The organism is Geobacillus sp. FSL W8-0026 (genome assembly GCF_037966255.1).
In the GTDB taxonomy this organism is placed as follows: domain Bacteria; phylum Bacillota; class Bacilli; order Bacillales; family Anoxybacillaceae; genus Geobacillus; species Geobacillus icigianus.
This window is the reverse complement of record NZ_CP150194.1, coordinates 666,877-691,794: the sequence shown is the minus strand read 5'-3', so window position 1 is coordinate 691,794 and position 24,918 is coordinate 666,877. Positions and strand designations below refer to the sequence as shown.

The window sequence follows — 24,918 nt, the reverse complement described above, 5'->3', positions numbered from 1 at the left end:
AGAGAATACCCTACCTTTTTTCTTTTGATCTAGTAAAATGCTTTACACAAAATTTTATACATCATCCCTCCATAAATCGAAAGAAATGAACTAAATTTTGTTCATAAAAGCGGATTGTCATTTCCGATAAGTTTTTCACTCTGTTGTCTAACTGAAAATCATCGTACAATTCCTTCAAAGTTTTTTCTTCTAATCCTGCTCTTTGCATAACCCGTACTTTTGCCAATTTAATACCTCCCTTTAAGATTATCCAAATAAACATAATCCCAAAGGTATTTAATAGTACGGTGGAAATGCTATCTTTTTTGTCCACACGATTAGGCTTTGGCTTTAGCACGCTAAAAAACAAAAAAGCCAATGCTCTGAATTGCTCAAAGCATTGGCTTTAAAGGCTTTTGGTTATGTATGGTGCCGATGGTGGGAGTCGAACCCACACGGGGGGCTACCCCACACGATTTTGAGTCGTGCGCGTCTGCCAGTTCCGCCACATCGGCGCGACATCTACCATTATATCTTCTTAACTTTTGTTTGTCAATAAAAATTTATTCATTAGATGAAGGCGGCACCCGGATTCGAACCGGGGGTAAAGGTTTTGCAGACCTCTGCCTTACCACTTGGCTATGCCGCCCTAGTCAAAAGCGGAAGACGGGACTCGAACCCGCGACCCCCACCTTGGCAAGGTGGTGTTCTACCGCTGAACTACTTCCGCAACATTGGCTGGGGTAGCTGGATTCGAACCAACGCATCACGGAGTCAAAGTCCGTTGCCTTACCGCTTGGCTATACCCCAATGCCATTTTTCAAGGGCGACTAGTGGGAATCGAACCCACGCATGCCAGAGCCACAATCTGGTGCGTTAACCACTTCGCCATAGTCGCCATGATAAGAGTGGCAGGGGCAGTAGGAATCGAACCCACACCGGAGGTTTTGGAGACCTCTGTTCTACCATTAAACTATGCCCCTTTGTTTAAATGGTGGAGGGGGACGGATTCGAACCGCCGAACCCAAAGGGAGCGGATTTACAGTCCGCCGCGTTTAGCCACTTCGCTACCCCTCCAAGAATGGTGCCGACTGCAGGACTTGAACCCGCAACCTACTGATTACGATTCAGTTGCTCTACCAATTGAGCTAAGTCGGCATAATACAGATCAAAAAATGAACAGGTTCATTCTTAATATTTCATGGTGGCTCGGGACGGAATCGAACCGCCGACACAAGGATTTTCAGTCCTTTGCTCTACCGACTGAGCTACCGAGCCGTATGTTATTTTTAACTCGCTCGTTGATTGCTCTATGCCTCTCCCTCTACCAGCTGATTCAAAGATGCTCGATGCGTCGAGGCAACTCGCAGCAAACCCGATTATGCTGATGCTCGTCTCTACCGACTGAACTGCCTTATCCTTACTTTACCTAATTAAAGATGGCGGTCCCGACGGGACTCGAACCCGCGATCTCCTGCGTGACAGGCAGGCATGTTAACCACTACACTACGGGACCTTATTGGTTGCGGGGGCAGGATTTGAACCTGCGACCTTCGGGTTATGAGCCCGACGAGCTACCGGACTGCTCCACCCCGCGACGATAGAATTTCAATAAGGCGATGAACTTTGTTTTGTATGTTTTAAAGTGGTGGAGGATGACGGGATCGAACCGCCGACCCCTTGCTTGTAAGGCAAGTGCTCTCCCAGCTGAGCTAATCCTCCCCGAAGAAGTGACCCGTACGGGATTCGAACCCGTGTTACCGCCGTGAAAGGGCGGTGTCTTAACCACTTGACCAACGGGCCATGCTGATGGATAATGGCGGAGAGCAAGGGATTCGAACCCTTGAGGCGCTATTCACGCCTACACGATTTCCAATCGTGCTCCTTCGACCACTCGGACAGCTCTCCACGATGGCTCCGCAGGCAGGATTCGAACCTGCGACCAATCGGTTAACAGCCGATTGCTCTACCACTGAGCTACTGCGGAATCATAATAATATCCTTATCAAAGTGTGATTTGACCACGTAACTGCCCATCGCTGAGCCATTACTGAGAGATATCGCTTTAGACATTTATTATTATAATGATTCGTGATGAGCTGTCAAGGCCTTTTTCATTCCTTCAAAACTAGATAACCGTCGGAAGAAGCCGCGCTTCGTACTGTCTAGCTCCGGCCGCCATCGGCTCGCGACGCTTCGGTCCTGCTGTGGCGGCATAGCCTCCTCGCAGGCCCTCCAGCGCGTTTCGCCGATCAGCGGGCGGCCTGCGCTTTTCCCTTTAGGTTAAGCCCTCGATCGATTAGTATCCGTCAGCTCCACGTGTCGCCACGCTTCCACCTCGGACCTATCGACCTCGTCATCTTCGAGGGATCTTACTCGCCTAACGCGATGGGAAATCTCATCTTGAGGGGGGCTTCACGCTTAGATGCTTTCAGCGCTTATCCCGTCCGCACATAGCTACCCAGCGGTGCCCCTGGCGGGACAACTGGTACACCAGCGGTGCGTCCATCCCGGTCCTCTCGTACTAAGGACAGCTCCTCGCAAATTTCCTACGCCCGCGACGGATAGGGACCGAACTGTCTCACGACGTTCTGAACCCAGCTCGCGTACCGCTTTAATGGGCGAACAGCCCAACCCTTGGGACCGACTACAGCCCCAGGATGCGATGAGCCGACATCGAGGTGCCAAACCTCCCCGTCGATGTGGACTCTTGGGGGAGATCAGCCTGTTATCCCCGGGGTAGCTTTTATCCGTTGAGCGATGGCCCTTCCATGCGGAACCACCGGATCACTAAGCCCGACTTTCGTCCCTGCTCGACCTGTCCGTCTCGCAGTCAAGCTCCCTTGTGCCTTTGCACTCTCCGAATGATTTCCAACCATTCTGAGGGAACCTTTGGGCGCCTCCGTTACCTTTTGGGAGGCGACCGCCCCAGTCAAACTGCCCACCTGACACTGTCTCCCACCCCGCTAAGGGGTGCGGGTTAGAATTTCAATACCGCCAGGGTGGTATCCCACCGGCGCCTCCACCGAAGCTGGCGCTCCGGCTTCTCAGGCTCCCACCTATCCTGTACAAGCGATACCAAAATTCCATATCAGGCTGCAGTAAAGCTCCACGGGGTCTTTCCGTCCTGTCGCGGGAAACCTGCATCTTCACAGGTAGTATAATTTCACCGGGTCTCTCGTTGAGACAGCGCCCAAGTCGTTACACCTTTCGTGCGGGTCGGAACTTACCCGACAAGGAATTTCGCTACCTTAGGACCGTTATAGTTACGGCCGCCGTTTACTGGGGCTTCGGTTCGCACCTTCGCTTCCGCTCAGCGCTCCCCTTAACCTTCCAGCACCGGGCAGGTGTCAGCCCCTATACGTCGCCTTTCGGCTTCGCAGAGACCTGTGTTTTTGATAAACAGTCGCTTGGGCCTTTTCACTGCGGCTCTTCCAGGCTCTTCACCCGAAAGAGCACCCCTTCTCCCGAAGTTACGGGGTCATTTTGCCGAGTTCCTTAACGAGAGTTCTCCCGCGCGCCTTAGGATTCTCTCCTCGCCTACCTGTGTCGGTTTGCGGTACGGGCACCTCTTCCCTCGCTAGAGGCTTTTCTTGGCAGTGTGAAATCGGGGACTTCCGGATGACTCCGTCGCCATCACAGCTTGGCCTTCCGGCCAGCGGATTTGCCTACTGGCCAGCCTCACTGCTTGGACAGGCTCTTCCAGCCGCCTGCTCGCCCTATCCTCCTGCGTCCCCCCATCGCTCCAACGGGAAGGAGGTGGTACAGGAATCTCCACCTGTTGCCCATCACCTACGCCTTTCGGCCTCGGCTTAGGTCCCGACTAACCCTGAGCGGACGAACCTTCCTCAGGAACCCTTAGGCTTTCGGCGCAGAGGATTCTCACCTCTGTTTTCGCTACTCATACCGGCATTCTCACTTCTAAGCGCTCCACCAGTCCTTCCGGTCTGGCTTCTCTGCCCTTAGAACGCTCCCCTACCGATGACCAACGGTCATCCCGCAGCTTCGGCGGCACGTTTAGCCCCGGTACATTTTCGGCGCAGAGTCACTCGACCAGTGAGCTATTACGCACTCTTTAAATGGTGGCTGCTTCTAAGCCAACATCCTGGTTGTCTTCGCAACTCCACATCCTTTTCCACTGAACGTGCACTTGGGGGCCTTAGCTGGCGATCTGGGCTGTTTCCCTCTCGACCACGGATCTTATCACTCGCAGTCTGACTCCCGGGCATAAGTCGTTGGCATTCGGAGTTTGACTGGGTTCGGTAACCCGATGAGGGCCCCTAGCCCAATCAGTGCTCTACCTCCAAGACTCTTACACCCGAGGCTAGCCCGAAAGCTATTTCGGGGAGAACCAGCTATCTCCAAGTTCGATTGGCATTTCACCCCTACCCACACCTCATCCCCGCACTTTTCAACGTGCGTGGGTTCGGGCCTCCAGCCGGTGTTACCCGGCCTTCACCCTGGACATGGGTAGATCACCTGGTTTCGGGTCGACGACGACGTACTTCACGCCCTGTTCAGACTCGCTTTCGCTGCGGCTCCGCCTTCCCGGCTTAACCTCGCACGCCATCGTCACTCGCCGGTTCATTCTACAAAAGGCACGCCATCACCCATGAACGGGCTCTGACTACTTGTAGGCACACGGTTTCAGGTTCTCTTTCACTCCCCTTCCGGGGTGCTTTTCACCTTTCCCTCACGGTACTGGTTCACTATCGGTCACTAGGGAGTATTTAGCCTTGGGAGATGGTCCTCCCTGCTTCCGACGGGATTTCCCGTGTCCCGCCGTACTCAGGAGCCGCTCGGGAGGGAACGAAGTTTCGACTACAGGGCTCTCACCTTCTCTGGCCGGCCGTTCCAGACCGGTTCGTCTACCCCGTTCCTTTCTCACTCCCCTATGAGCGGTCCTACAACCCCAAGAGGACTCGCCTCTTGGTTTGGGCTGTTCCCGTTTCGCTCGCCGCTACTCAGGGAATCGCGTTTGCTTTCTTCTCCTCCGGGTACTAAGATGTTTCAGTTCCCCGGGTGTGCCCTCCATGCCCTATGGATTCAGGCATGGATACTGCCCCATTACGGACAGTGGGTTCCCCCATTCGGACATCTCCGGATCGACGCTTGCTTACAGCTCCCCGGAGCGTTTCGGCGTTTGCCCCGTCCTTCATCGGCTCCTAGTGCCAAGGCATCCACCGTGCGCCCTTTCTAGCTTAACCTACAGCGTCTCGGCTTCTTCCTTTTGTGTATCGGTTATCTAGTTTTCAAGGAACGAAGTCGCTCCATTGAGCTTGCTTCTTCGCTGGTTTGCGTCGAGGAATCTAGCTTCTCTGGATTCACTTGTAGACGCAGACGCAAACGAAGCAGTGGAAGGAATTCTCATTCCTTCAAAACTGAACGAAACGAAAGCGCGATTGGTGAATGATTGGCCATTAGCGACCTTCGCTTTTCGTATTGTCTAGCTCCGACCGCCATCGGCTCGCGACGCTTCGGTCCTGCTGCGGCGGCATAGCCTCCTCGCAGGCCCTCCAGCGCGTTTCGCCGATAGGCGGGCGGCCTTCGTTTTTCCCCTTAGAAAGGAGGTGATCCAGCCGCACCTTCCGGTACGGCTACCTTGTTACGACTTCACCCCAATCACTTGCCCCACCTTCGGCGGCTGGCTCCCGTCAGGGTTACCGCACCGACTTCGGGTGTTGCAAGCTCTCGTGGTGTGACGGGCGGTGTGTACAAGGCCCGGGAACGTATTCACCGCGGCATGCTGATCCGCGATTACTAGCGATTCCGGCTTCATGCAGGCGAGTTGCAGCCTGCAATCCGAACTGAGAGCGGCTTTTTGGGATTCGCTCCCCCTCGCGGGTTCGCTGCCCTTTGTACCGCCCATTGTAGCACGTGTGTAGCCCAGGTCATAAGGGGCATGATGATTTGACGTCATCCCCACCTTCCTCCGACTTGTCGCCGGCAGTCCCTCTAGAGTGCCCAACTGAATGCTGGCAACGAGAGGCGAGGGTTGCGCTCGTTGCGGGACTTAACCCAACATCTCACGACACGAGCTGACGACAACCATGCACCACCTGTCACCCTGTCCCCCCGAAGGGGGAACGCCCAATCTCTTGGGTTGTCAGGGGATGTCAAGACCTGGTAAGGTTCTTCGCGTTGCTTCGAATTAAACCACATGCTCCACCGCTTGTGCGGGCCCCCGTCAATTCCTTTGAGTTTCAGCCTTGCGGCCGTACTCCCCAGGCGGAGTGCTTATCGCGTTAGCTGCAGCACTAAAGGGTGTGACCCCTCTAACACTTAGCACTCATCGTTTACGGCGTGGACTACCAGGGTATCTAATCCTGTTTGCTCCCCACGCTTTCGCGCCTCAGCGTCAGTTACAGGCCAGAGAGCCGCCTTCGCCACTGGTGTTCCTCCACATCTCTACGCATTTCACCGCTACACGTGGAATTCCGCTCCCCTCTCCTGCACTCAAGCTCCCCAGTTTCCAATGACCCTCCACGGTTGAGCCGTGGGCTTTCACATCAGACTTAAGAAGCCGCCTGCGCGCGCTTTACGCCCAATAATTCCGGACAACGCTCGCCCCCTACGTATTACCGCGGCTGCTGGCACGTAGTTAGCCGGGGCTTTCTCGTGAGGTACCGTCACCGCGCCGCCTTGTTCAAACGGCGCTCCTTCGTCCCTCACAACAGAGCTTTACGACCCGAAGGCCTTCTTCGCTCACGCGGCGTCGCTCCGTCAGGCTTTCGCCCATTGCGGAAGATTCCCTACTGCTGCCTCCCGTAGGAGTCTGGGCCGTGTCTCAGTCCCAGTGTGGCCGGTCACCCTCTCAGGCCGGCTACGCATCGTCGCCTTGGTGAGCCGTTACCTCACCAACTAGCTAATGCGCCGCGGGCCCATCCGCAAGTGACAGCCAAAGGCCGCCTTTCAACCAAAGACCATGCGGTCTTCGGTGTTATCCGGTATTAGCTCCGGTTTCCCGGAGTTATCCCGGTCTTGCGGGCAGGTTGCCCACGTGTTACTCACCCGTCCGCCGCTGACCCAACCAGAGCAAGCTCCGATTCGGTCCGCTCGACTTGCATGTATTAGGCACGCCGCCAGCGTTCGTCCTGAGCCAGGATCAAACTCTCCAAAAGAAAGTGGATTGGCTTTGTAAGCTTCGGCGCCGACACCAAACGTGTCAAGCGACCTCCGCTTTTCGGATTGTCTAGCTCCGGCCGCTATCGGCTCGCGACGCTTCGGTCCTGCTGCGGCGGCGATAGCCTCCTCGCAGGCCCTCCAGCGCGTTTCGCCGATAGGCAAGCGGCCTCCGCTTTTCGTTGCGCTTCGTTTCGTTCAGTTTTCAAGGAACGAGATGAACAGCTGCAACCACAAATTTGTTGCGATAATCAACGTTGTGTAAGCAGCCTCTTTATATTAGCATCACATCTTTTTGTTGTCAACTGCTTTTCGCTGTTTTACCATTTCGAAATTACACAGTTGATCAGCGACGCTATTTAATATATCATCTTCACCCACAAAATGCAATACCTTTTTTTCTTTTTTGAAATACTTTTTTCTCCGCCAAGTTCCCCATGCAAAAACATAGTTGCTCATTCTTGTTTAAAGAATGATCTGTTTACCGCCGTGAATTGACACTCCCCAAAGTTCAAATTTTGACATAAACGCCTTTCTTGTTTCAATACACTGACATATCGCGTCATGATCACAGTGTCCTATGCATATATTTTTCCGATAGGGTTGAGGTACCACCATATTACCAAAGGAGGTCTTTTCCTTATGATCCGCATTTTGTCGTCACCGGCTAGCATCGGTGTTACCGATTCCTTGTCCCTTCCGCCCGCTGAACAGCGAATCGCTGATGCGCTTGTTTCTTCCCCCGTCCTCTATACGTACCCGAATGAACAGCAGCTTCGCTTTGAAATTGCATTGCGCGCCCGCATTGTTCAAGCAGCCGTGGATTTAGCAAAAAGCCGAGCGCGGTTTGCGATCTTCCGCTTTTCCCGCTGCAACAGCCAATTTTGGGAACGAGATGAGCGGGGTGGGTTTCAGCTGCGGCCGGGCGTTCCTCCTTCAAAAGCGATTGGCGACATTTTCATCAACAGCGAACTGTACGCTTTTGAATGCGCGACAGCCATCGTGATCGTCTTTTACAAAGCGGTGCTCGACACCATTGACACATCCGCGTTTGATCGCCTGTTTGACCGCTTGCTTCTGTATGATTGGCATACGGATCGAGACCTTGGTATTCAAACGAAAAAGAGCAAACATTTTCTTCCCGGAGACTGCCTTTACTTCAAAAATCCAGAATTCGATCCAGCGACACCGCAATGGCAGGGAGAGAACACGATTTACTTAGGAGACGGTTTGTTTTACGGACACGGCATCGGCATTCAAACAGAAGACGGTATCATTGCCGCTCTAAATCGAAAACGAAAACGAGGGGCAACCAAATCGGCTTATCTTCTTTCTGAAATTACGCAGGTCAACTTCGCTTATTTATCCCAGTTTTCCCGACCGCTGGACGGATTCCGCTTTCCGCTCCGCTCGTCGTTTATCGCTGGGACGCTAGGGTCGGCCGCCTTCTTGCGCCGTTAGCGTCCCTTTTTCGTTTTTCTCCCACAAATACAGCCCGATTCCTGTTAAAATAAAAATACCGCCGATCCACTGCAAAGGACGGATGGATTCACCAAACAGCCAGTAAGCCAAAACGGAAGCTCCGACAGGCTCAAACAAGATGGCCATTGATACCGTTGAAGCGCTCACCCACTTGACCGCCCAGTTCATCACCGAATGGCCAAACAATGTCGGGATAATGGCCAAACCGAGGAAACAAAACCAATCTCTCGGTGGGTATGCCGTTAAGGAAAAACCGGATAGGACGGCATACGCATACAATGTGGCAGCACTGATGCCGTAGACAAGATAAGTATATGTCATCAACGACAGCCGTTGGCGCAGCTCTTGACCAAACAGCCAATAAGCCGTCACCATTGCGCAGGCCGACAGCGCCAACACATCTCCATAAAGCGCCGCACCGCTGATGCGAAAATCGCCCCAGCTGATGAGAAGGCTTCCGACAATGGCCAAAACAGCGCTCCCGACCGCGCCGCTGGTCAGCCGTTCGCGAAAAAAGAGCGCACCTCCGGCGAAGGCAAACAGCGGCTGCAACGTCACGAGCACGACTGAGCTGGCAACAGATGTATAGTCAAGCGATTCAAACCAAAGAATAAAATGAAATGCCAACAGCACGCCCGAACAAACCGAAAACAGCCCATCACGCCGGGAGATGTGCTTGAGTTCGGTGATGCGGCGAAAAAAGAACGGTGTCATGATGATGACAGCGAAAAACAGCCGATAAAAGGCGATGACCGCGGACGGCGCCTGCGACCACTTGACAAACACAGCGGACGTTGAGACGGCGAGCGCTCCAACCAACAAGGCAGCATAGGCTTGGGTATGGCTTGGCGGTTTCACGATTCCATCTCCTTGCCAACCATTTTCCTACATTATATCACGAACGGGGGGAGAACGAATGATGTTTGATCCATTCCTTAAATTAGGGATTTCGGCCATTCTTGGCATGATCATCGGACTGGAACGGGAGTTGAAGCGAAAACCAGTCGGCTTGAAAACGTGTTTGGTCATTTCGATTTCAAGCTGCCTATTGACGATCGTTTCGATCGAATCGGCGTATGTCTTCCCGCTTAAAGACCATATCACAATGGATCCGCTTCGCTTGGCCGCACAAATCGTATCAGGCGTCGGTTTTTTAGGAGCGGGCGTTATTTTACGCCGTGGCAACGACAGCATTACTGGACTGACAACAGCCGCCATTATCTGGGGGGCGGCAGGAATTGGCGTGGCAGTCGGCGCCGGTTTCTATTGGGAATCGGCCTTTGGTGTCGCTCTGCTCATTGTTAGCGTTGAACTGATTCCATTTTTAATCAACTTTTTCGGACCGAAGCAGCTGCGTGAAAAAGAAGTAATGCTGCAAATCACCGTTGCCGATGAAAAAAACATTGCCAAAGTGATCGAGCATTTAAAGCGACAAGAAATCAATATTAAAACGATACGCATCAAAGACGTCGAGGAGAATGAACATTTGTTGAAGCTGCGTGCTGTCATCGATCAAAAGCGGTCAACTGCCGAACTGTATTACGCCATTCGCTCCATCGAAGACATTGTCCACGTCGATATCGAAAGCGGTTGATAAAAAAAGATTGCAAACCACCCGTCATCTGGATATAATAGAGCATGGACAATTCATCCATGTTCGTTTGGGGCATTAGCTCAGTTGGGAGAGCGTCGTGCTGGCAGCGCGAAGGTCACCGGTTCGAGCCCGGTATGCTCCATCGAAAAAACCCTTGCGTAGCAAGGGTTTTTCCGTTTTGAGGCGGTTGTTGACGAATGGTCGACGAACTCCATCAACAATTGCCCTATATCGTCCTATTTTATCGGAAAGCAATATGGTAAAATCCTTGTAACAATGGGTTTTTTCGTGAACCCCCGTCGGCAAGCGGTCATTTTTACCCCCGGGTGGAGGGCAAAATGTTGTCCATGGAGCTTTCTAAGGCTGGTGAAAAACGGCTGAGCGCCTTCATCAATGGGAGAATGTGCGGAAAGAAGGACCGATACAACAAGATTTTTCTCATTGTAAAGGCATATCCACGATGACATCACCAGCCTCTTCTACAAAAATGCCGAACGGACGCCGATTTTCATCCTCAGGTGGAGGGCAGATCGCGCTGCCTATGGAGCTTTTCCGTATTTGACGATTTTGCCTTCCACCGCGCACGCTGAACCGTCGCGAAGGTCACAGCTCCATTCAGAGAAAACCCTTGTTTGGCAAGGTAGATTTCACGCTGAACATCACAGAAACGGCTGGAGACTACGTTCAAAGCGCAAGATCGTCATGCGCTTTCATGGCGACCGAGCTGGAATGTTGCCGAAACGGAGGGAGAGCGTTGAAGCAAATCGCCATTCTGTTGCTTTGCCTGATGATAGTATGGCCCGACTCCGTGTCTGCCCATCCGGGCTCATTGGACGAACTAGGTGGGCATTTCCGCAACAGCGATTGCACATATGTGCTGCATGAACCAACGGCATTAGCCAAACAGGCGAAAACAAAAGCGGAGTTGGTCAAGCTCATTCAAACCTATAACAGCAACGAGCGATGCAAACGGAAGCTCACCCCGGAACGCATCGACTTAGACGGACACGCGCTCGGCGGGAAGGATAACGCTGTTTCGCTGCGGCTCGGCCGCACATACGCAGCAACATTAACTCAATGCATCGACGGGGACACCGCCAAGTTTCGTGTCAATGGCCGCGTATACACGACACGCTTTTTGTTCATCGACACACCGGAAAGCACGATTGAAATCGAGCCGTATGGCAAAGAGGCGAGCCGGTTTACGTGTTCCCGCCTGCAAAAAGGGAAGGTGGTGCTTGAAACGGACGGAAATACGCTGTTTGACCGATATCATCGTCTGCTCGCCTGGGTATGGGTCAACGGCCGCCTGCTGCAAGAAGACCTCGCCAAGGCCGGACTCGTTGAAGATTTTTACGACTATGGCCGCTACAAATATGAATCGCGCGTCCGCAAGGCGCTTGAAGAAGCCAAACGGAACGGCATCGGCATGTACGGTGAACGGTCTGTCGCGAAACATGAACAGGCTCGTTCGAAAACAAAACAGGAAGGGGCGACGAACACAGCTCCGCAAACCGAAAGCGAGACGGAGCCAATTGATCGTGCGCCTAGCCGCGAACTAGAAACGGCCGCTTTCGAGCGATCCGGCCTTCCGCTTCTTTATCCATTGCTTGGCGCGGCAGCAGCCGTAGCGGTGTATTGGCTCGTCCGCCAGCTGAGGAGATGACAAAGAGAGGGTGTCCCAAAAGGATCGGGATCCCCTCTTTGACGTGCTGACTGCTTCTGCCGCACGATCGGTTGTGCCGATCTTGAAGGCAGGCAACCTTTTGGGTCGGCCTTTTTGGCTGGAAAACGAATCTCCCTGATGTTGGTGAAAACCCGGCGCTGGAGGGCGATGATATTCATCCCCCAATGAGCTTCCGCCGCTTTACAAAAACGCACCTTTCACCCAAATGCCTTTTCTCCCGTCGCCACAAAGCCAAGTCAATCATTGCCTCGGAAGCAACGCTTCAATGCCGGCAGCATCTTCATGCACCGCCCGCCCTTGTGTCCCTTCGAGCCGACGAAAGCCGTATGGCTCCAAGCGCGCAATCTGTTCATCGGTCAGTTCGCTGTAGGCAATGACCGACGGTGTGCCGGATGACTTGTAAATCAAATTGCCGGTCACCGGGCATTGAAACGCATCGGCGACAAATCCTTCTCCGTCTTGAATCGTAAACAGTCGAATGGGCATCACGTTCATGTCATTCCCTCTTTCTTTGCATCGTCATGTATATCACTGCCCTGTCTATATTGATTCTATACAAGCCGCTTGCCGACGATGACCAAATCGCGTTCGATGCCGTCAAGCTCAGCAACGCGCGGAAAATAGCCCCATCGTTCAAACCCGAAGCGGGCAAACAACCGCAAGCTTGGCTCATTATGGGCAAAAATAAAGCCGAGCAGCGTCTTCATCTCCAAATCCGGCGCCTTGTCGACCGCTTGCTTGAGCAGCTTCGTTCCCAACCCTTGGCAGCGGTGTGATTCGGCAATATAAATGCTCACTTCGGCCGTATGGCGGTACGCCGGGCGGCCATAAAACGACTGGAAGCTGAGCCAGGCGCAAATCTCGCCGCCATCTTCCACCACCCAGAGCGGCCGATGATGAGGATCATGCGCTTCAAACCACGCTTTCCGGCTTTCCACCGACACCGGCTCCAAATCGGCCGTCACCATCCGGCTCGGGATCGTTTCGTTATAAATGCGGACAATGTGCGGCAAATCCGCCGCCGTTGCATCACGAATCAACCATCGTTCCATCCTGCATCTCCACCTTTTTTTCATAAGCATTTCGTTTCCAAAAGCGGAAACAGCGGGAGTATAATCATAACGATGCACAGGGAAAGAAAGGAGAAAACCATGAAACGCCAGCTCGTTGTATATGTTGTGTCGCTCGCCGCGTTTCTCGGCCCGTTCACCCAAACGATTTACACTCCTATTTTACCAGAAGTGAGGGCCGCGTTCGCGACTTCTTCTTTTTTGATCAACTTGACGATTTCGATTTTCACCTTTTTCCTTGCGATGATGCAAATCGTCTCCGGACCGCTCACCGACCGAAAAGGGCGGCGCGCCGTGCTGCTCGGATTTATGCAGTATTATTCGCTTTACAACTTTCTTGTGTTTTTGCCCGGCATTTTGACCGACCGTTACGGATTATCGGCGCAAGAAAAAAGGAACGGTGTATTTGGCCATGTCGTCGATGATTGTAATCGGCAGTTTTCTTGACGGGCGGCTTCAAGGGCGCTTTCCGGAGCGGCGCATCATCTTGACGACGGCATATTTGACGACAGCGTCCATTTTTTTCTTCCTGCTCACCGCCTGGCAGTCGCTTGAGCTGCTCGTTGTTGCCATCGCCATGTTCGGCTTATTTTTGGGCCTTTCGCTTCCGGTGCAAACCACTGTGTTGACGAACGTCTTTCAAGCGAACCGCTCGACGGCGATCGGCGTGTACAACTTTTTCCGCTATATGGGCATGGCGTTCGGGCCGATGACGTCAGAGCAAAGAAGCGAAGCGGCAGCCGATGGGCGAAAGACTTCCTCCACCTGCCGCGCCATCCGTCCCCAGACGGCCGACTCCCCGCTTCCTTACGCCCTTTTTTTCCGCCATTTCATCAACGTCTCATAAACGATCGGGACGATGATTAACGTCAGCAACGTTGAGCTCGTCAACCCGCCGATGACGGTCACTCCGAGCCCTTTCGAAATCAATGCGCCACCTTCCATTCCTACTGCGAGCGGAAGCAAAGCGCCGATCGTGGCAATCGCCGTCATGAAAATCGGGCGCACCCGCGTACCGGCCGCTTCCAAAAGTGCCTCGCGCGTCGACAGTCCTTCGCGTTCTTTACGAATGACACGGTCAATCAAAACGATAGCATTCGTAACCACGATGCCAATTAACATCAACATGCCGATCATCGCCGATACGCTGATCGTCTCACCGGAAACGAACAAGGCGAGCAAGGCCCCAATGACAGTAAACGGCAGCGAGAACAAAATCGCAAACGGCGCCAATCCGCCGCCAAATGTCACAACCAATACAAAATAAACGATCGCTACAGCAGCGAGCATCGCCCACCCAAGCTGGGTAAACGATTCTTGAATGTCTTCAGTCACACCTCCCATCTGAATATCGACTCCCGACGGCAAGTCGAGTCGCTTGAGTTCTTTCTGTACGGCCGCTGACACCGCTGCAACATCCTTCGTTTTTACTTCCGCCGACACGCTCGCGTGCACTCGGCCGTCATCCCGTTCAATTTCGCTGTACGTATACCCTTTTTTCACCGTCACGAGATCTTTGATCGGCACTTCGATACCAAGCGGCGACGTGATCGTGTTCTCCAGCAAATCGGCAATATCCGCGTACCGCTTGTTTTCATCGGCAAGGTAGACGCTGAGGTCTTCACCATCTTGCTTGACCGTCGCAATCGCTTGGCGTCCACCTTTTTCGGACAAAGCGGCAGCCACTTGTGCCGCCGTCAGCCCTAGTTCGCTCAGTTTGTTCTGGTTGGCGGCAAGCGTATACTCTTCAAAGCGGGCAGCCATGCTCGTTTTCACGTTCACCAGCTCCTCATGGCCGCGCAACAGATCGGCCGCTTGGCGAACGATCGGTTCAATTTCTTCCATGCTGCTTCCATACACGTTTAGCTCGAGAACGTTTGATGTCCCTGAACTCGAGGCGTCTTGACTTTGCCATTCTCCTTTGTCTTTGCGCTCATCAAGCGCCTTCATCACCTGTTCTTTCTCTTCGGCAAACCGTTTCACATCGGGGTCATACTCGACGTAAAACAACGCCGCGTGATCTTGCCCCGGATTCATCGGATTGCCCCCGCCGACAGAAAGCTGAATGTTTTTGACCCCTTGGCGCTGTTCAAAAAACGATTCTACCTCTTTGGCGATGCGCTCCACTTCATCGACCGTTTGTCCTGGGGCGGGGCTGTACGTGACGACAATCATCTTTTGCTCGTCAGACGGCAAGAAGCTGACGCCGACACGCGGAACAAGGAATAAACTGGAAATCAAAAGCAACACCGCCGGGCCGCTGACAATGAACTTATGATCGAGCGACCAGCGAAGCACCCGTTTGTACCAGAACGCTAACGTCTGTTTCCGCTCCCGCACACGAACGTCCTTCGCAGCAACTCCCTTGCTAAACAGCGAGTGGGCGAGCGCCGGAACAACGGTGACGGCGACAAGCAGCGAAGAAAGCAAGGCGAACACAATCGTCAGGGCAAACGGCAAAAACAATTCACCAACCATTCCTTTGACCAATCCGAGCGGCAAAAAGACAGCAACCGTCACAATCGTCGATGACGCGATCGGGATAAACATTTCTTTCGTGGCCGAAGCGATCAATTCTTTCCCGCTAAGCGATTCGCCGGGCAGCGTCATGCGTCGGTAAATGTTTTCCACCACGACGATCGAATCGTCAATCACGCGGCCGATCGCCACCGTCATGGCGCCGAGCGTCATCAGATTGAGAGTAATATCCATCTCCCGCAGCAACAAAATCGCCATCAGCAACGACAGCGGAATCGATACGACCGAAATCAATGTCGTGCGGATGTTGCGCAAAAACAGGAAGATGACAACGACCGCAAACAGCGCACCAAACACCGCTTTGTCCACCATCGTGTTCACCGAATCTTCAATCGGCTTGCCTTGGTCAAACACCGTGATGATGCGCAAGCCGTCAAAGCGTTTCTCAAGATCTTTGCTCTTTTCCTTGACAGCGTTGACGACCGTCACCGTATTGGCGTCTTGCGCCTTGACCACTTGCACGCCGATCGATGGCTTGCCGTTTGTCCGCGAAATCGATTCGGCTTTGGCAACAACTTTCACTTCAGCCAATTCGCTCAACGGAACGGAAGGAACAGCTGCAGATCGCCCCGCTTGACCAACCGCGCTGTTTTCCGCCCCTCGCGCATCCCGCCCTTGAGGACCGGAACCGGCACCCGGCGCTGGAGCCGCAGCTCCTTGGCCCCCGGCTTGCCCGTCGACCGCGCTTCCTTGCCCGCGACCCTCGACTTCGGCGCCAACCACCGGCGACGGCGCCGCCCCAGCCCCTGAAACGATCGGAATGCGGAGCGCTTTTAAGTCGTCGATCGTTGCGATGCGACCGTCAATGACGACCGATTTTTCCGTATCGCCAAACGTGTACAAGCCGAGTGGAAGCGAAACGGCCGAAGCTTGAATGACATTGATGACCGATTGTTCAGTCAGCCCATACCGCTTTAACTTCTGTTCATCAAAACGAATGTTCACTTCTTGCATTTGTTGTCCGGCGACCTCCACCGAATCAACGCCGTCGATGCCCTCTAACTCAGGGACGATCTCACGCTCGACGATCTTCGTCAGTTCGGCCAGCGAGCGGTGGCGGTCGGTAATGCTCAATGAGATGACAGGAAACGCCGAAAAGCTGATCCGCGACACGTCTGGCTCTTGCACCCCGTCAGGCAGCTGTAAATGACTGAGCGCCTCTTTCACTTCATTTTGCGCCGTTCCCATATCCTTGTCAAAATCATATTCAATTTGCACAAATGACGCGTTCTGAAAAGAAGAGGAGCGGACCGCCGTGACGCCGTCCAAATGTTCCACCTGCCGCTCAATCGGCTGCGTCACCTTCTTATCCACTTCCTCTGGCGTCGCTCCCGGATACACTGTCGAGACGGAAATGAAGGGCACGTTGATGTTCGGGATCGTCTCAAGCTTCATACCTACTCCTGAATACAGCCCAGCTACCGCGACAATAAGTGTCAAAATCCAAACAGCGAGCTTGTTGTTAAGCGAAAATTGAATGATGCTCCTCACCCGTTTCTCCTCCTTACGTCCATCCTCATCACTTCACACCTCTTGACTATATGGTCACAAATTATATACTAATTGACCAATTAGTCATTTGTCAAAATACGAATCCCCTTCCTTGGAAACGGAAAAGCACCGTTTCATTCCCACTCGCTGACAAACGATCTTCTTTGCATTCCAGCTTATCACACCACCTCCTCCTTTTGTCATGTACCAACGCCCGATTTCCATTACGGTTTAAGCTGCCGTTAGGATTCAATCGTCCGGGAATCAAGGAAACGTTCCATAGGCAAGCGATCCGCCCTCCACCCGGGGATGAAAACCTCGCGCCGGTCCTGCATTTTCACGGAAAGTTTCCATGGACAGCGATCTACCCTCCACCTAGGCATAAAAATCCGCGTCAGGCCGGCATTTTCACAGAAAGATCCATGGGCAGCGTGGCCTGCCCTCGACCCGTGGATAAAAATTACGCGCTAGTGCAGCAATTTTCACAGAAAACACAAAAATCCACCCTCTTGTCATGCGAGGGCGGATTCGAGACGGAAAACCGCTGTTACGCTCCGCGTTGTTTCGATGAGAAGGAAAACGAAGTCATCGCGGCGGCGCCCCGAAAAGAAAGCCGCCGCGATGACGCTTGCCGTCCATTTGCTCAGTCGACTGCTGTTTCCTTTTCTTCCAGCTCGGCCGCTGGCACATCCCGGCGTTCATGAAGGCGACCGTCTCGCAAATGAACGGTCACCATCTGCGTTTCCTCGTTATACCCGTCAATCCAGACCGACACCCCGTTGTAGTAAACGGGAATATCCGCCGGTGATGAAACGATTTGTTTCACACGGTTCATGTCCATAACCGATGGTCCCCTTTCCATGGATCGTTCATTTCCTAGTATGGGAAGAAACAGGAATGGTTATGCCAAAACCGTCCACACTAAAGAAGAAATCACTGAAGTGAGGGATGAACATGAAGGTAAGGAGTTGGCTTGTTTCCTATTGGCGAATGTCAACCGCCCTTCGGTTGCTAGTCACGGCCAGCGCCACGATCATCGTGTTTGGAGCGTTCATGCCTCTCATCGAACCGCAAACGTTCCGCACGATGTTTGACGGTGTATGGTGGGCGATCGTGACAGCAGCGACGATCGGCTATGGCGATATCGTTCCGGAAACCGTTGCTGGGAAACTGGCGGCCATCGTGCTGATTGCTGTCGGTACCGGCATTATCGGCGCCTATTTCGCCTCGGTGTCGGCTGCCGCCGCCACGCGGGAAACGGCACACACGAACGGACAGCTAGCGTACAAAGAACACGGGCATATCATTATAGTCGGCTGGAACGAACGGACGCGGGAAATGCTGCTGCGTTTGGCCGAACAAGACCCGCCGTCGCGCGTGGTCCTCATTGACGCCACGGTGCCGTCCCATCCGCTTCCGCACATTCCCGTCCACTTCATTAAAGGGGCGGCGCACGACGATGCTGTCCTTGAAAAAGCGAACCTCGGCCATGCCCGCTTTGTGCTGATTACCGCCGATCCGCATAAAACGGAAGAGGAAGCCGACCGCGATACGATCGTTGCATTGCTGGCCGCCAAGAGCCTCAATCCGTCCGTGTATGCCATCGTAGAAATCTTGACCGCCCGCCATGTCCCGAACGCGTTTCGCGCCGGAGCGGATGAAGTGATCCAAACTAACTTGTTGGCGAGCGCCGCCATGACCGCCAGCCTCTACTCGCCCGGAGCGGCTAGCGCGCTCGAACGGATGTTGGGCCGCTTCGGTGAACAAACGCTGCGCCTTCTCCCTCCAACCGAGCAGCAAATCGGCCAGCCGTTCGCCGCTGTCCAACAGCAGCTGCTCGCCCAACACATCGCGCTGCTTGGCGTCGTTTGCGGGGATAGCGGAAGCCTATCCATCCGGCCGCAGCGCCTGATTGAAAAAGACGACCGCCTGTTCGTGCTCGTTTCTTAATCGAGCAGGCGGCGCTCCAACTCTTGAACGAGCGCTTTGCCGACGGAAATCAACGGCTCTGGAACGGTCGCATCCGGGTCTTGCGGTTCAGCAAACTGGTCGAACGACGCCGTAAGGTTGCCCACATCCGCAAAATCATCGATGCCGCGCTGATATTTATGGGCAAGCAAAAACGGACGCCCGAGCTCGACCGTTGTGCCATGCGAATCGAGCTGCCCATCGACCGCTTGAAACGGCACACGCAAAAATTGGTAGCCTAAATGGTCGGCGATTTTATAGTCAAAATAGCCGTGGTCATACTCCCAACCGCCGCCGATCTCATAGCCGAGCGGCTTGAGTGTTTGCTCGAGCTGATGCAACGAAAACTGTTTTCCTTCCAGCCTCGACGGAATTTCAATCATCCACAATCCCCTCCTTTCCTTTTATCGTTTCCCGTTTGGAAACAATTATTTGCCTGATCTGGCCGTTGCCTTTTGGCGAAAAATGGACGGATCGAGTAATAATGAAGAACGGATTGTTGGATGTTTTATGAACACCGACAAAATTTTTTGTTTTTTCTGAAATAACAAGACGCCGGAAACAAGCAAGATCTATCTGGAGACCAAGAGGCTTTCCGCGCTCAAGAAGAAGCCGGCTCGACCGATGTATGCGTGACATCCGTTCCTCTTCTTGGATCGCGAAAAGAATACAGCATGGCCAGGATCAGCGATGACGCTGCGGAGCAAGAGATCCCATTGATGTGATCAAAAAACATCTCTATGTCACCTATGGATACCTTGTTTGTCTATTAGATCATGGAAAATAAAAGGCGGCTTCATGATCCTTTATAAAAACTGAAGGCGGATGAACCCGCCTTTTTCTATCAGTTTTTCTAATCTTCCTTATCTTTCTAACGAAAAAAGGATATCATTGATATAGATGGTAACTCCCCGATTAAGCAATTCATTCACTATCTGATTTTCAGATGGATCTGAACTCATGGTAAAACTCGCTAACTTGAGTTTTTTCAACTTGGAAAGCACTGAAATATCATCTACTTTCGTTCCATTAAAATAAAGAACCTCTAAATTTTTCATATTTGATAACGATGCTATAGAATGAAGCGGATTATCATTTAAGTAAAGACATTCCATCTTCTCAAGCCGCTCGAAGGAAATTTCCTCTATTTGATTGCTGCCTAGGTCAAGCTCTTTAAGCATAAAAAGCTGATTTAGAGCATCTACGCGGCGAATCTGATTTTGATTAAGTGACAGTATTTGTAAATTTTTCAAATTGACCAAAGCCTCGATATTGCTGACTTTGTTGCCGCTCAACGTAAGCCTTTTCAGTTTAGCCAGATTAGCCAATGGATCAATTTGTTCTATTCTATTATAGCTTAAATCTAATTCCTCTAAGTTTACCAGCTGACTTAACGCCCCAATATCTTTTATCTTATTGTTCCTTAAATCTAACGATACCAATTTCGTTAAATTTCGTAAAGGGCTCAAATCGCTTATAGAGGTAAACGAAATACGTAAGCTTGTAAGATTTTTGGCATACTGCAGTCCTTCTAGAGATTGTACATTTTCTTGTAAAATGGACAGTTCGTTGATCCTTCCTAAGTCATTCTCTGTTATTTCTCCTGTTGGTTTGTTCAGAGCTTCTCGCAATACTCTTTCTAGTTCTTTGTCTTTTATTAGCGAAGTAGAAGCTTTTCCTTCTTCTGATACATCAAGTTTTTCTAATGGCAATTTTCTTAGCGGAGTAAAATCCCTTATATGATTTCCGTCAATTGATAGCACCTTAAGTTTTGTCAGTGATTCTAATGGCTGAATGTCTGTAAGTAAATTATTTGAAATGTCCAATGATGTTAGGCTTGGAAGTTTCAATACAGGCAAACTTTCTATATAGTTATCGTGCAAATTCAGCCTTTCAAGCTTAGGTAATTGGGATATAGGTGTGATGTCCTCAATTTTATTGCTAGAAGCATCAAGAGCTGTTAGATTGACAAGTTTAGATAACGGTTCAATGTTTGACCCCCCTCCATCTGAAATATCTAAATATTTCAAATTCGTTAAATGAGCGAGTCCTGACAAGTCTGCTGTCTGTATTTCGAGATGTTCCAGTGCAATGTTCGCTTTTACATCGTTCGTTGATAGATTAGAGAAAGGGGCTATGAGTTTTTTGAGCTTCTTCATCGATTGCAGGAAAGTGAAATCTTTAAAGAAAACTCTGTTCATATAAAGATTTTCTAATTTTTTTAAATGACTCAAGGGCGAGCCATCAATTCGATCGTCTGTTCCATAAAAAGTATCGTCGATATTTAATGTTTTTAAATTTGTCAGTTTGCTTAAAAATGTAAAAGAATCGACATCCACTTTCTCCATCCAAAGCGTTTCAAGTGATGTTAGCCCTTTTACAGGAAGAAAATTTGTTACGTCTGTCCTACTAATATCAAGAGCCACTAAGCGTTTTAAATGAGCAATTGGTGTTAAATCTTTTACATCGGTTGCATATAAGCTCAAATCCTTTAAATTACTTAATGCGCTAAGAGGGTGAATATCCGTAATTGCGTTATCACCAATATTCAAATGAGTCAGATTGTTCATCCCATAAAGAAAATTGATCTTTTTTATACGATTGGATGATACATCTAACTGTCTAATTTTCGATTTCCAGTTAAACACCCAGAAATCGTTCTCATCCAATCCATTGTGGCTTAAATTAACGTTCTCCAGATTTCTGGCATACTCAAGCCCGCTTAAATCGGTTATTCCGAAATATTCGGCTTGCAGCGATTTTAGTGAGTCCAAGTCCCTTAACGTTAACGATCCAGTCGGCTTATTCAAATTTTTTCGAACAGCCTTTTCTAAGGATTTATCTTTCAATTGTATTTCTTTCACATATGAGAAAATAGGATAATTTACAATCGTTCCGTCTAGTTTGATTAATCGGAAAGAAGTTACGTCCATCTCCCCCGTATCTGGCTTAAATAGCCATTTACACTCTATCGTTCCTTCGCCTTGTATGCTCATATAACCGGTAAACTGATTGGCTTTATTATTTAACAGTTTATCATGGTTTAAAAAGGTAATCTCTTCTTGATCCATCTTTACCCTTGCTTTCAGCAATTTTCCTTTATGAACATAGTAGAGCGTATCGAAGTCAATGAGCTTTTTCACAGGTGGAAGTATTTCTTCTTTAATACCAATTAAACTAGGCTGATTTTTCTTATGAGGAAACACCTTTAACGTGCCAGTATTTAAAATAGGTGCAGATGAATAAGTTTTAATATTCGTGTTAATTGTTGATAACTTTTTCCTATTAGCTTGATCAAATAAAGCTAGCATATAGGTTCCAGTATATACACGGTATTTTTTCTTATTTTGAGTTTTATAGCTCACCTTTTCACTACTTGAATACAGATAGGCTTTATAAAGCTTGCCATCCTTGTCCCACAAATTAAATTTAGCTCGGCTTTTATTCATAATTTCTTGGTTCGTTAGTTCCTTTTTTGCTGCTAGGGATGGTTCCGCCATACATGCAAAAAGAAAGAACAGAACAAAAGGAAATAACCATAATAGCTGTTTTTTCATATTCTTCTCCCCTCGATTTATATTTATTTGTTGGGTCATCATCATATTCTTCTATACATCTTTTTAACAGCCCCTCCCAAGAATACTTTTTATCTGTGTATCTTTTCGTGATACCAGAACCAATAAATATAACGGGTAACCTTTTAGTATCTCTTATATTTTGGAATATAGATTCTAAGGTTACTTGATTTTCACTCACAGTTCCCCCACCCTTTATCTTAAATATATGGTTCATCACCACAACGTGTACTTGACAAGTGGAGACTTCTTTTCTTGTCACCATGCATGGAAATTGTTTATTTACTGTTTTTTCTTTACAGAAGGAAGTATGGCATGTTTTGAAACAGTCAAGTACAACTTTCGGTGATGAACCAAATATATGTTTTACATCCAGCTGATCACTAGCCACATTATATCATATCAGCTTGTATTTAGATGAACCGAAATGAAAAATCGGAAATTCTTTATTATTGCAACTTATATAGGAGGCTGGTGATTTAATCGTGGATACCGCTTTGCAATATCATTTCTCAACTAGAAAAACCTTATTGCATCGGTCCTGCTTTTAACGCGTTCCCCCATTGATGAAGGGAATCAGCGGTTTTTCACCAGCCTTCTAGGTAAAAAGGATTTCTGTTGGGAAGTTTCGCCCTGCTTCGTATCCCTTTCTCTTATTTGGTGGCATTTCCTTTGCTAAGTAGAATTAGCTGAATTTTATTCCCTTGTCCAGTCTGTTCTAGCTTGTCAAGGATGGCCATAATCATTGCATTTTGTGCTTGGTTATCATCTATGTATTGAGAGAAATCCCAAGAGGAAAATCGATCAACTGCGGGAGGAAATCGCCAAGGAGCAGCTGAAAGAAAAGAACATCAACGAATACATCCCGACGGTCAAAAAAGTGCTCGACGCCTACCGCCTCACAGACGACGTAGAAAAGAAAAATCGCCTTCTCAAGTCAGTGCTTGAGAAAGCGACATACCTAAGAAAACCGGAATGGACGAAAAAAGACCAGTTTACCATTCAGCTTTATCCTAGGATCTAGAGGCGACGGCCTCCTTTTTTTCTGCCGAGAAGAAATACTTCAAGGCTTCGAACACATCGGCTTTTTGTTTTAAGATGTAGTACTTGAATTTCTCGTGTTTCATGTTGCCGTATGCTCGCATGAGGGTAGAGGGTGAACGGTTGTACTGATTCACTTCCCCATATCCAAACATGTTTGACACTTTCAGCAACTCTTGAACAAGCTTGACGCAGCGGGCGTTGTCGGACGTCAAGTTGTCGCCGTCGGAGAAATGGAACGGATAAATGTTATAGCGTGACGGAGAATATTTTGTTTCAATTAGTTCAAGGGCTTTGCGGTAGGCCGACGAACAAATCGTTCCGCCGCTTTCCCCTTTGGTGAAAAATTCTTCCTCACTGACGACTTTCGCTTCGGTATGGTGGGCGATGAAGGCGATGTCGACCGTCTCATACTTCGTGCGCAAAAAGCGCGTCATCCAAAAGAAGAAACTGCGCGCCATATATTTTTCCCACATGCCCATCGAACCGCTTGTGTCCATCATCGCTAGGACGACCGCTTTCGATTCCGGTTTAATGACTTCGTTCCACGTTTTAAATTTCAAATCTTCGCGATAAATCGGGTAAAAGCTCGGCTTGCCGCTCATGGCGTTGCGTTTGAACGCGGCGAGCATCGTCCGCTTTTTATCGATATTGCCCATCAGCCCGGTGCGGCGAATATCATTAAACTCAATCTGTTGGACAACGTGTTGGTCGAGCTCTTTCCGCTGCAAATTCGGAAGCTCCAACTGGCTGAACAGCGCCTCTTCAATTTCCATCAGCGACACTTCAGCTTCGTAATAATCTTGGCCTGGCAGGTCACCGGCCCCTTGGCCTTTTCCTGGCCCCTGTCCCTCCCCGCTTCCGTCCTTGGCCACGACATCGCCGACTTGGCTGTCTCCGTTTCCTTGACCGACGTGCTTGTTTTTCTCGTAGTTGTAGCGGATTTTATACTCATCAAGCGAACGGATCGGAATTTTAATCACATCACGTCCGTTAGACATAATGATGCTTTCTTCGGTGATTAAATCCGGCAAGTTATTTTTGATCGCTTCTTTGACTTTTTCTTGGTGACGCTTTTGATCGTCATGCCCTTTGCGGTGGAGGGACCAGTCTTCTTTCGATACAACGAAATTCCCCTTCATATTTTTCCCTCCTTTGTCAAAATGGTTTCACACTTTTCGCTTTCCCGCATATACTTATGTTGGCGTCATCAAAACAAACGCAGCACGGATACTAGGTTTGGTTTATTTTATCCTATGCAAAAATTCAAAATAATTGCCAAATGAATGCGGAAAATAGTGGGAGCGGACAAGCCCGATTGCTTGTTTGCTCTCGCGTTGTGATGCAGCGCCCTGACCTCTAATGAAAACG

17 protein-coding genes, 16 tRNA genes and 2 rRNA genes are annotated in these 24,918 nt (G+C 50.4%); 8 read left to right on the top strand and 27 right to left on the bottom strand.

The window, feature by feature from the left end; translation table 11 throughout:
• Positions 1-61: 61 nt before the first annotated feature.
• The 18 genes from NST29_RS03580 to NST29_RS03495 form a co-directional block, all read right to left on the bottom strand.
• The gene (locus NST29_RS03580; RefSeq protein WP_339232716.1) at positions 62-226 is read right to left on the bottom strand and encodes a hypothetical protein; all 165 of its coding nucleotides are present in this window, start codon (positions 224-226) and stop codon (positions 62-64) included.
• A 180-nt stretch (positions 227-406) separates the two neighbouring features.
• Positions 407-494: transfer RNA gene (locus NST29_RS03575), tRNA-Leu, on the bottom strand.
• A 63-nt stretch (positions 495-557) separates the two neighbouring features.
• Positions 558-628: transfer RNA gene (locus tag NST29_RS03570), tRNA-Cys, on the bottom strand.
• Between the two features lie 9 nt (positions 629-637).
• Positions 638-709 (bottom strand) — tRNA-Gly (locus NST29_RS03565).
• Between the two features lie 5 nt (positions 710-714).
• Positions 715-789: transfer RNA gene (locus NST29_RS03560), tRNA-Gln, on the bottom strand.
• A gap of 15 nt (positions 790-804) precedes the next feature.
• A tRNA-His gene (locus NST29_RS03555) sits at positions 805-877 on the bottom strand.
• Positions 878-888: 11 nt separating this feature from the next.
• Positions 889-962, bottom strand: a tRNA-Trp gene (locus tag NST29_RS03550).
• A 9-nt stretch (positions 963-971) separates the two neighbouring features.
• Positions 972-1,056 (bottom strand) — tRNA-Tyr (locus NST29_RS03545).
• Positions 1,057-1,061: 5 nt separating this feature from the next.
• Positions 1,062-1,137 (bottom strand) — tRNA-Thr (locus NST29_RS03540).
• Positions 1,138-1,181: 44 nt separating this feature from the next.
• Positions 1,182-1,257 (bottom strand) — tRNA-Phe (locus tag NST29_RS03535).
• 162 nt (positions 1,258-1,419) lie between these two features.
• Positions 1,420-1,495, bottom strand: a tRNA-Asp gene (locus NST29_RS03530).
• A gap of 4 nt (positions 1,496-1,499) precedes the next feature.
• Positions 1,500-1,576 (bottom strand) — tRNA-Met (locus NST29_RS03525).
• A gap of 49 nt (positions 1,577-1,625) precedes the next feature.
• Positions 1,626-1,701 (bottom strand) — tRNA-Val (locus tag NST29_RS03520).
• Positions 1,702-1,710: 9 nt separating this feature from the next.
• Positions 1,711-1,782, bottom strand: a tRNA-Glu gene (locus NST29_RS03515).
• Positions 1,783-1,796: 14 nt separating this feature from the next.
• A tRNA-Ser gene (locus NST29_RS03510) sits at positions 1,797-1,887 on the bottom strand.
• A gap of 4 nt (positions 1,888-1,891) precedes the next feature.
• Positions 1,892-1,966 (bottom strand) — tRNA-Asn (locus NST29_RS03505).
• Between the two features lie 292 nt (positions 1,967-2,258).
• A 23S ribosomal RNA gene (locus tag NST29_RS03500) occupies positions 2,259-5,186 on the bottom strand.
• 356 nt (positions 5,187-5,542) lie between these two features.
• Positions 5,543-7,100 (bottom strand): 16S ribosomal RNA (locus tag NST29_RS03495).
• The 16S and 23S rRNA genes sit together here with 15 tRNA genes alongside, the layout of an rRNA operon.
• Positions 7,101-7,743: 643 nt before the next feature.
• On the opposite strand from NST29_RS03495, the gene NST29_RS03490 reads away from it, so the two are divergent.
• A complete protein-coding gene (locus NST29_RS03490; protein WP_033020382.1) occupies positions 7,744-8,562 on the top strand; it encodes a protein-glutamine gamma-glutamyltransferase in 819 nt (272 codons plus the stop codon).
• On the opposite strand, the gene NST29_RS03485 is transcribed toward NST29_RS03490, so the two are convergent.
• Positions 8,533-9,441 (bottom strand): DMT family transporter, encoded by a 909-nt coding sequence (locus NST29_RS03485; RefSeq protein ID WP_033020381.1) that lies wholly within the window; start codon positions 9,439-9,441, stop codon positions 8,533-8,535. The genes NST29_RS03490 and NST29_RS03485 overlap by 30 nt on opposite strands.
• Positions 9,442-9,499: 58 nt before the next feature.
• Here NST29_RS03485 and NST29_RS03480 point away from each other — a divergent pair, with 58 nt between their 5' ends.
• The 3 genes from NST29_RS03480 to NST29_RS03470 all read left to right on the top strand — a co-directional run bounded on the left by NST29_RS03480 (position 9,500) and on the right by NST29_RS03470 (position 11,843).
• Positions 9,500-10,177 (top strand): MgtC/SapB family protein, encoded by a 678-nt coding sequence (locus NST29_RS03480; protein WP_033020380.1) that lies wholly within the window; start codon positions 9,500-9,502, stop codon positions 10,175-10,177.
• Positions 10,178-10,246: 69 nt separating this feature from the next.
• A tRNA-Ala gene (locus NST29_RS03475) sits at positions 10,247-10,319 on the top strand.
• A 612-nt stretch (positions 10,320-10,931) separates the two neighbouring features.
• Positions 10,932-11,843, top strand: a complete 912-nt coding sequence (locus tag NST29_RS03470) for a thermonuclease family protein (protein WP_033019313.1) — start codon at positions 10,932-10,934, stop codon at positions 11,841-11,843.
• A 261-nt stretch (positions 11,844-12,104) separates the two neighbouring features.
• Here the strand turns inward: NST29_RS03470 and NST29_RS03465 are convergent, their stop codons facing one another.
• Both NST29_RS03465 and NST29_RS03460 read right to left on the bottom strand, forming a co-directional pair.
• Entirely contained in the window at positions 12,105-12,359 is a 255-nt protein-coding gene (locus tag NST29_RS03465) for a hypothetical protein (RefSeq protein ID WP_033019311.1), read from the bottom strand.
• Between the two features lie 56 nt (positions 12,360-12,415).
• Entirely contained in the window at positions 12,416-12,916 is a 501-nt protein-coding gene (locus tag NST29_RS03460; protein ID WP_081917019.1) for a GNAT family N-acetyltransferase, read from the bottom strand.
• A 99-nt stretch (positions 12,917-13,015) separates the two neighbouring features.
• Here NST29_RS03460 and NST29_RS03455 point away from each other — a divergent pair, with 99 nt between their 5' ends.
• Positions 13,016-13,381: an MFS transporter gene (locus NST29_RS03455; RefSeq protein ID WP_033019310.1), complete on the top strand. Its 366-nt coding sequence runs from the start codon at positions 13,016-13,018 to the stop codon at positions 13,379-13,381.
• Positions 13,347-13,781 (top strand): MFS transporter, encoded by a 435-nt coding sequence (locus NST29_RS03450; RefSeq protein ID WP_235207597.1) that lies wholly within the window; start codon positions 13,347-13,349, stop codon positions 13,779-13,781. The genes NST29_RS03455 and NST29_RS03450 overlap by 35 nt, the downstream gene beginning before the upstream one ends.
• Here the strand turns inward: NST29_RS03450 and NST29_RS03445 are convergent.
• Both NST29_RS03445 and NST29_RS03440 read right to left on the bottom strand, forming a co-directional pair.
• Positions 13,742-16,963, bottom strand: a complete 3,222-nt coding sequence (locus NST29_RS03445; protein ID WP_033019308.1) for an efflux RND transporter permease subunit — start codon at positions 16,961-16,963, stop codon at positions 13,742-13,744. The two genes, NST29_RS03450 and NST29_RS03445, sit on opposite strands and share 40 nt — an antisense overlap.
• A gap of 643 nt (positions 16,964-17,606) precedes the next feature.
• The gene (locus tag NST29_RS03440; protein WP_033019306.1) at positions 17,607-17,804 is read right to left on the bottom strand and encodes an H-type small acid-soluble spore protein; all 198 of its coding nucleotides are present in this window, start codon (positions 17,802-17,804) and stop codon (positions 17,607-17,609) included.
• A 113-nt stretch (positions 17,805-17,917) separates the two neighbouring features.
• Between NST29_RS03440 and NST29_RS03435 the strand changes: the two genes are divergently transcribed.
• Entirely contained in the window at positions 17,918-18,913 is a 996-nt protein-coding gene (locus NST29_RS03435) for a potassium channel family protein (protein WP_033844509.1), read from the top strand.
• Here NST29_RS03435 and NST29_RS03430 read toward each other — a convergent pair.
• From NST29_RS03430 to NST29_RS03420, 3 genes are all read right to left on the bottom strand, one after another.
• Complete coding sequence (locus NST29_RS03430; protein ID WP_033019146.1) at positions 18,910-19,314, bottom strand: YugN-like family protein; 405 nt, start codon at positions 19,312-19,314, stop codon at positions 18,910-18,912. The two genes, NST29_RS03435 and NST29_RS03430, sit on opposite strands and share 4 nt — an antisense overlap.
• A 480-nt stretch (positions 19,315-19,794) precedes the next feature.
• Entirely contained in the window at positions 19,795-22,488 is a 2,694-nt protein-coding gene (locus tag NST29_RS03425) for a leucine-rich repeat domain-containing protein (RefSeq protein WP_165570919.1), read from the bottom strand.
• On the bottom strand, positions 22,373-22,687 hold the full coding sequence (locus NST29_RS03420) for a hypothetical protein (protein WP_324699293.1): 315 nt from the start codon (positions 22,685-22,687) through the stop codon (positions 22,373-22,375). The genes NST29_RS03425 and NST29_RS03420 overlap by 116 nt, the downstream gene beginning before the upstream one ends.
• Before the next feature lie 564 nt (positions 22,688-23,251).
• Between NST29_RS03420 and NST29_RS03415 the strand changes: the two genes are divergently transcribed.
• Positions 23,252-23,530 carry a hypothetical protein gene (locus tag NST29_RS03415; RefSeq protein ID WP_033018529.1) on the top strand — a complete coding sequence of 93 codons (279 nt, stop codon included), beginning with the start codon at positions 23,252-23,254 and terminating at the stop codon, positions 23,528-23,530.
• Here the strand turns inward: NST29_RS03415 and yhbH are convergent.
• Positions 23,520-24,689: a sporulation protein YhbH gene (yhbH, locus tag NST29_RS03410; RefSeq protein ID WP_033018530.1), complete on the bottom strand. Its 1,170-nt coding sequence runs from the start codon at positions 24,687-24,689 to the stop codon at positions 23,520-23,522. The two genes, NST29_RS03415 and yhbH, sit on opposite strands and share 11 nt — an antisense overlap.
• Positions 24,690-24,918: the final 229 nt, after the last annotated feature.

What these genes read in the sequence shown, in the direction of transcription:
- NST29_RS03490 (WP_033020382.1), top strand. Translation starts at nt 7,744, where the DNA reads ATGATCCGCATTTTGTCGTCACCGGCTAGCATCGGTGTTACCGATTCC.
- NST29_RS03480 (WP_033020380.1), top strand. Translation starts at nt 9,500, where the DNA reads ATGATGTTTGATCCATTCCTTAAATTAGGGATTTCGGCCATTCTTGGC.
- NST29_RS03465 (WP_033019311.1), bottom strand. Translation starts at nt 12,359, where the DNA reads ATGAACGTGATGCCCATTCGACTGTTTACGATTCAAGACGGAGAAGGA.
- NST29_RS03460 (WP_081917019.1), bottom strand. Translation starts at nt 12,916, where the DNA reads ATGGAACGATGGTTGATTCGTGATGCAACGGCGGCGGATTTGCCGCAC.
- NST29_RS03455 (WP_033019310.1), top strand. Translation starts at nt 13,016, where the DNA reads ATGAAACGCCAGCTCGTTGTATATGTTGTGTCGCTCGCCGCGTTTCTC.
- NST29_RS03450 (WP_235207597.1), top strand. Translation starts at nt 13,347, where the DNA reads ATGTCGTCGATGATTGTAATCGGCAGTTTTCTTGACGGGCGGCTTCAA.
- NST29_RS03440 (WP_033019306.1), bottom strand. Translation starts at nt 17,804, where the DNA reads ATGGACATGAACCGTGTGAAACAAATCGTTTCATCACCGGCGGATATT.
- NST29_RS03435 (WP_033844509.1), top strand. Translation starts at nt 17,918, where the DNA reads ATGAAGGTAAGGAGTTGGCTTGTTTCCTATTGGCGAATGTCAACCGCC.
- NST29_RS03430 (WP_033019146.1), bottom strand. Translation starts at nt 19,314, where the DNA reads ATGATTGAAATTCCGTCGAGGCTGGAAGGAAAACAGTTTTCGTTGCAT.
- NST29_RS03425 (WP_165570919.1), bottom strand. Translation starts at nt 22,488, where the DNA reads ATGAAAAAACAGCTATTATGGTTATTTCCTTTTGTTCTGTTCTTTCTT.
- yhbH (WP_033018530.1), bottom strand. Translation starts at nt 24,689, where the DNA reads ATGAAGGGGAATTTCGTTGTATCGAAAGAAGACTGGTCCCTCCACCGC.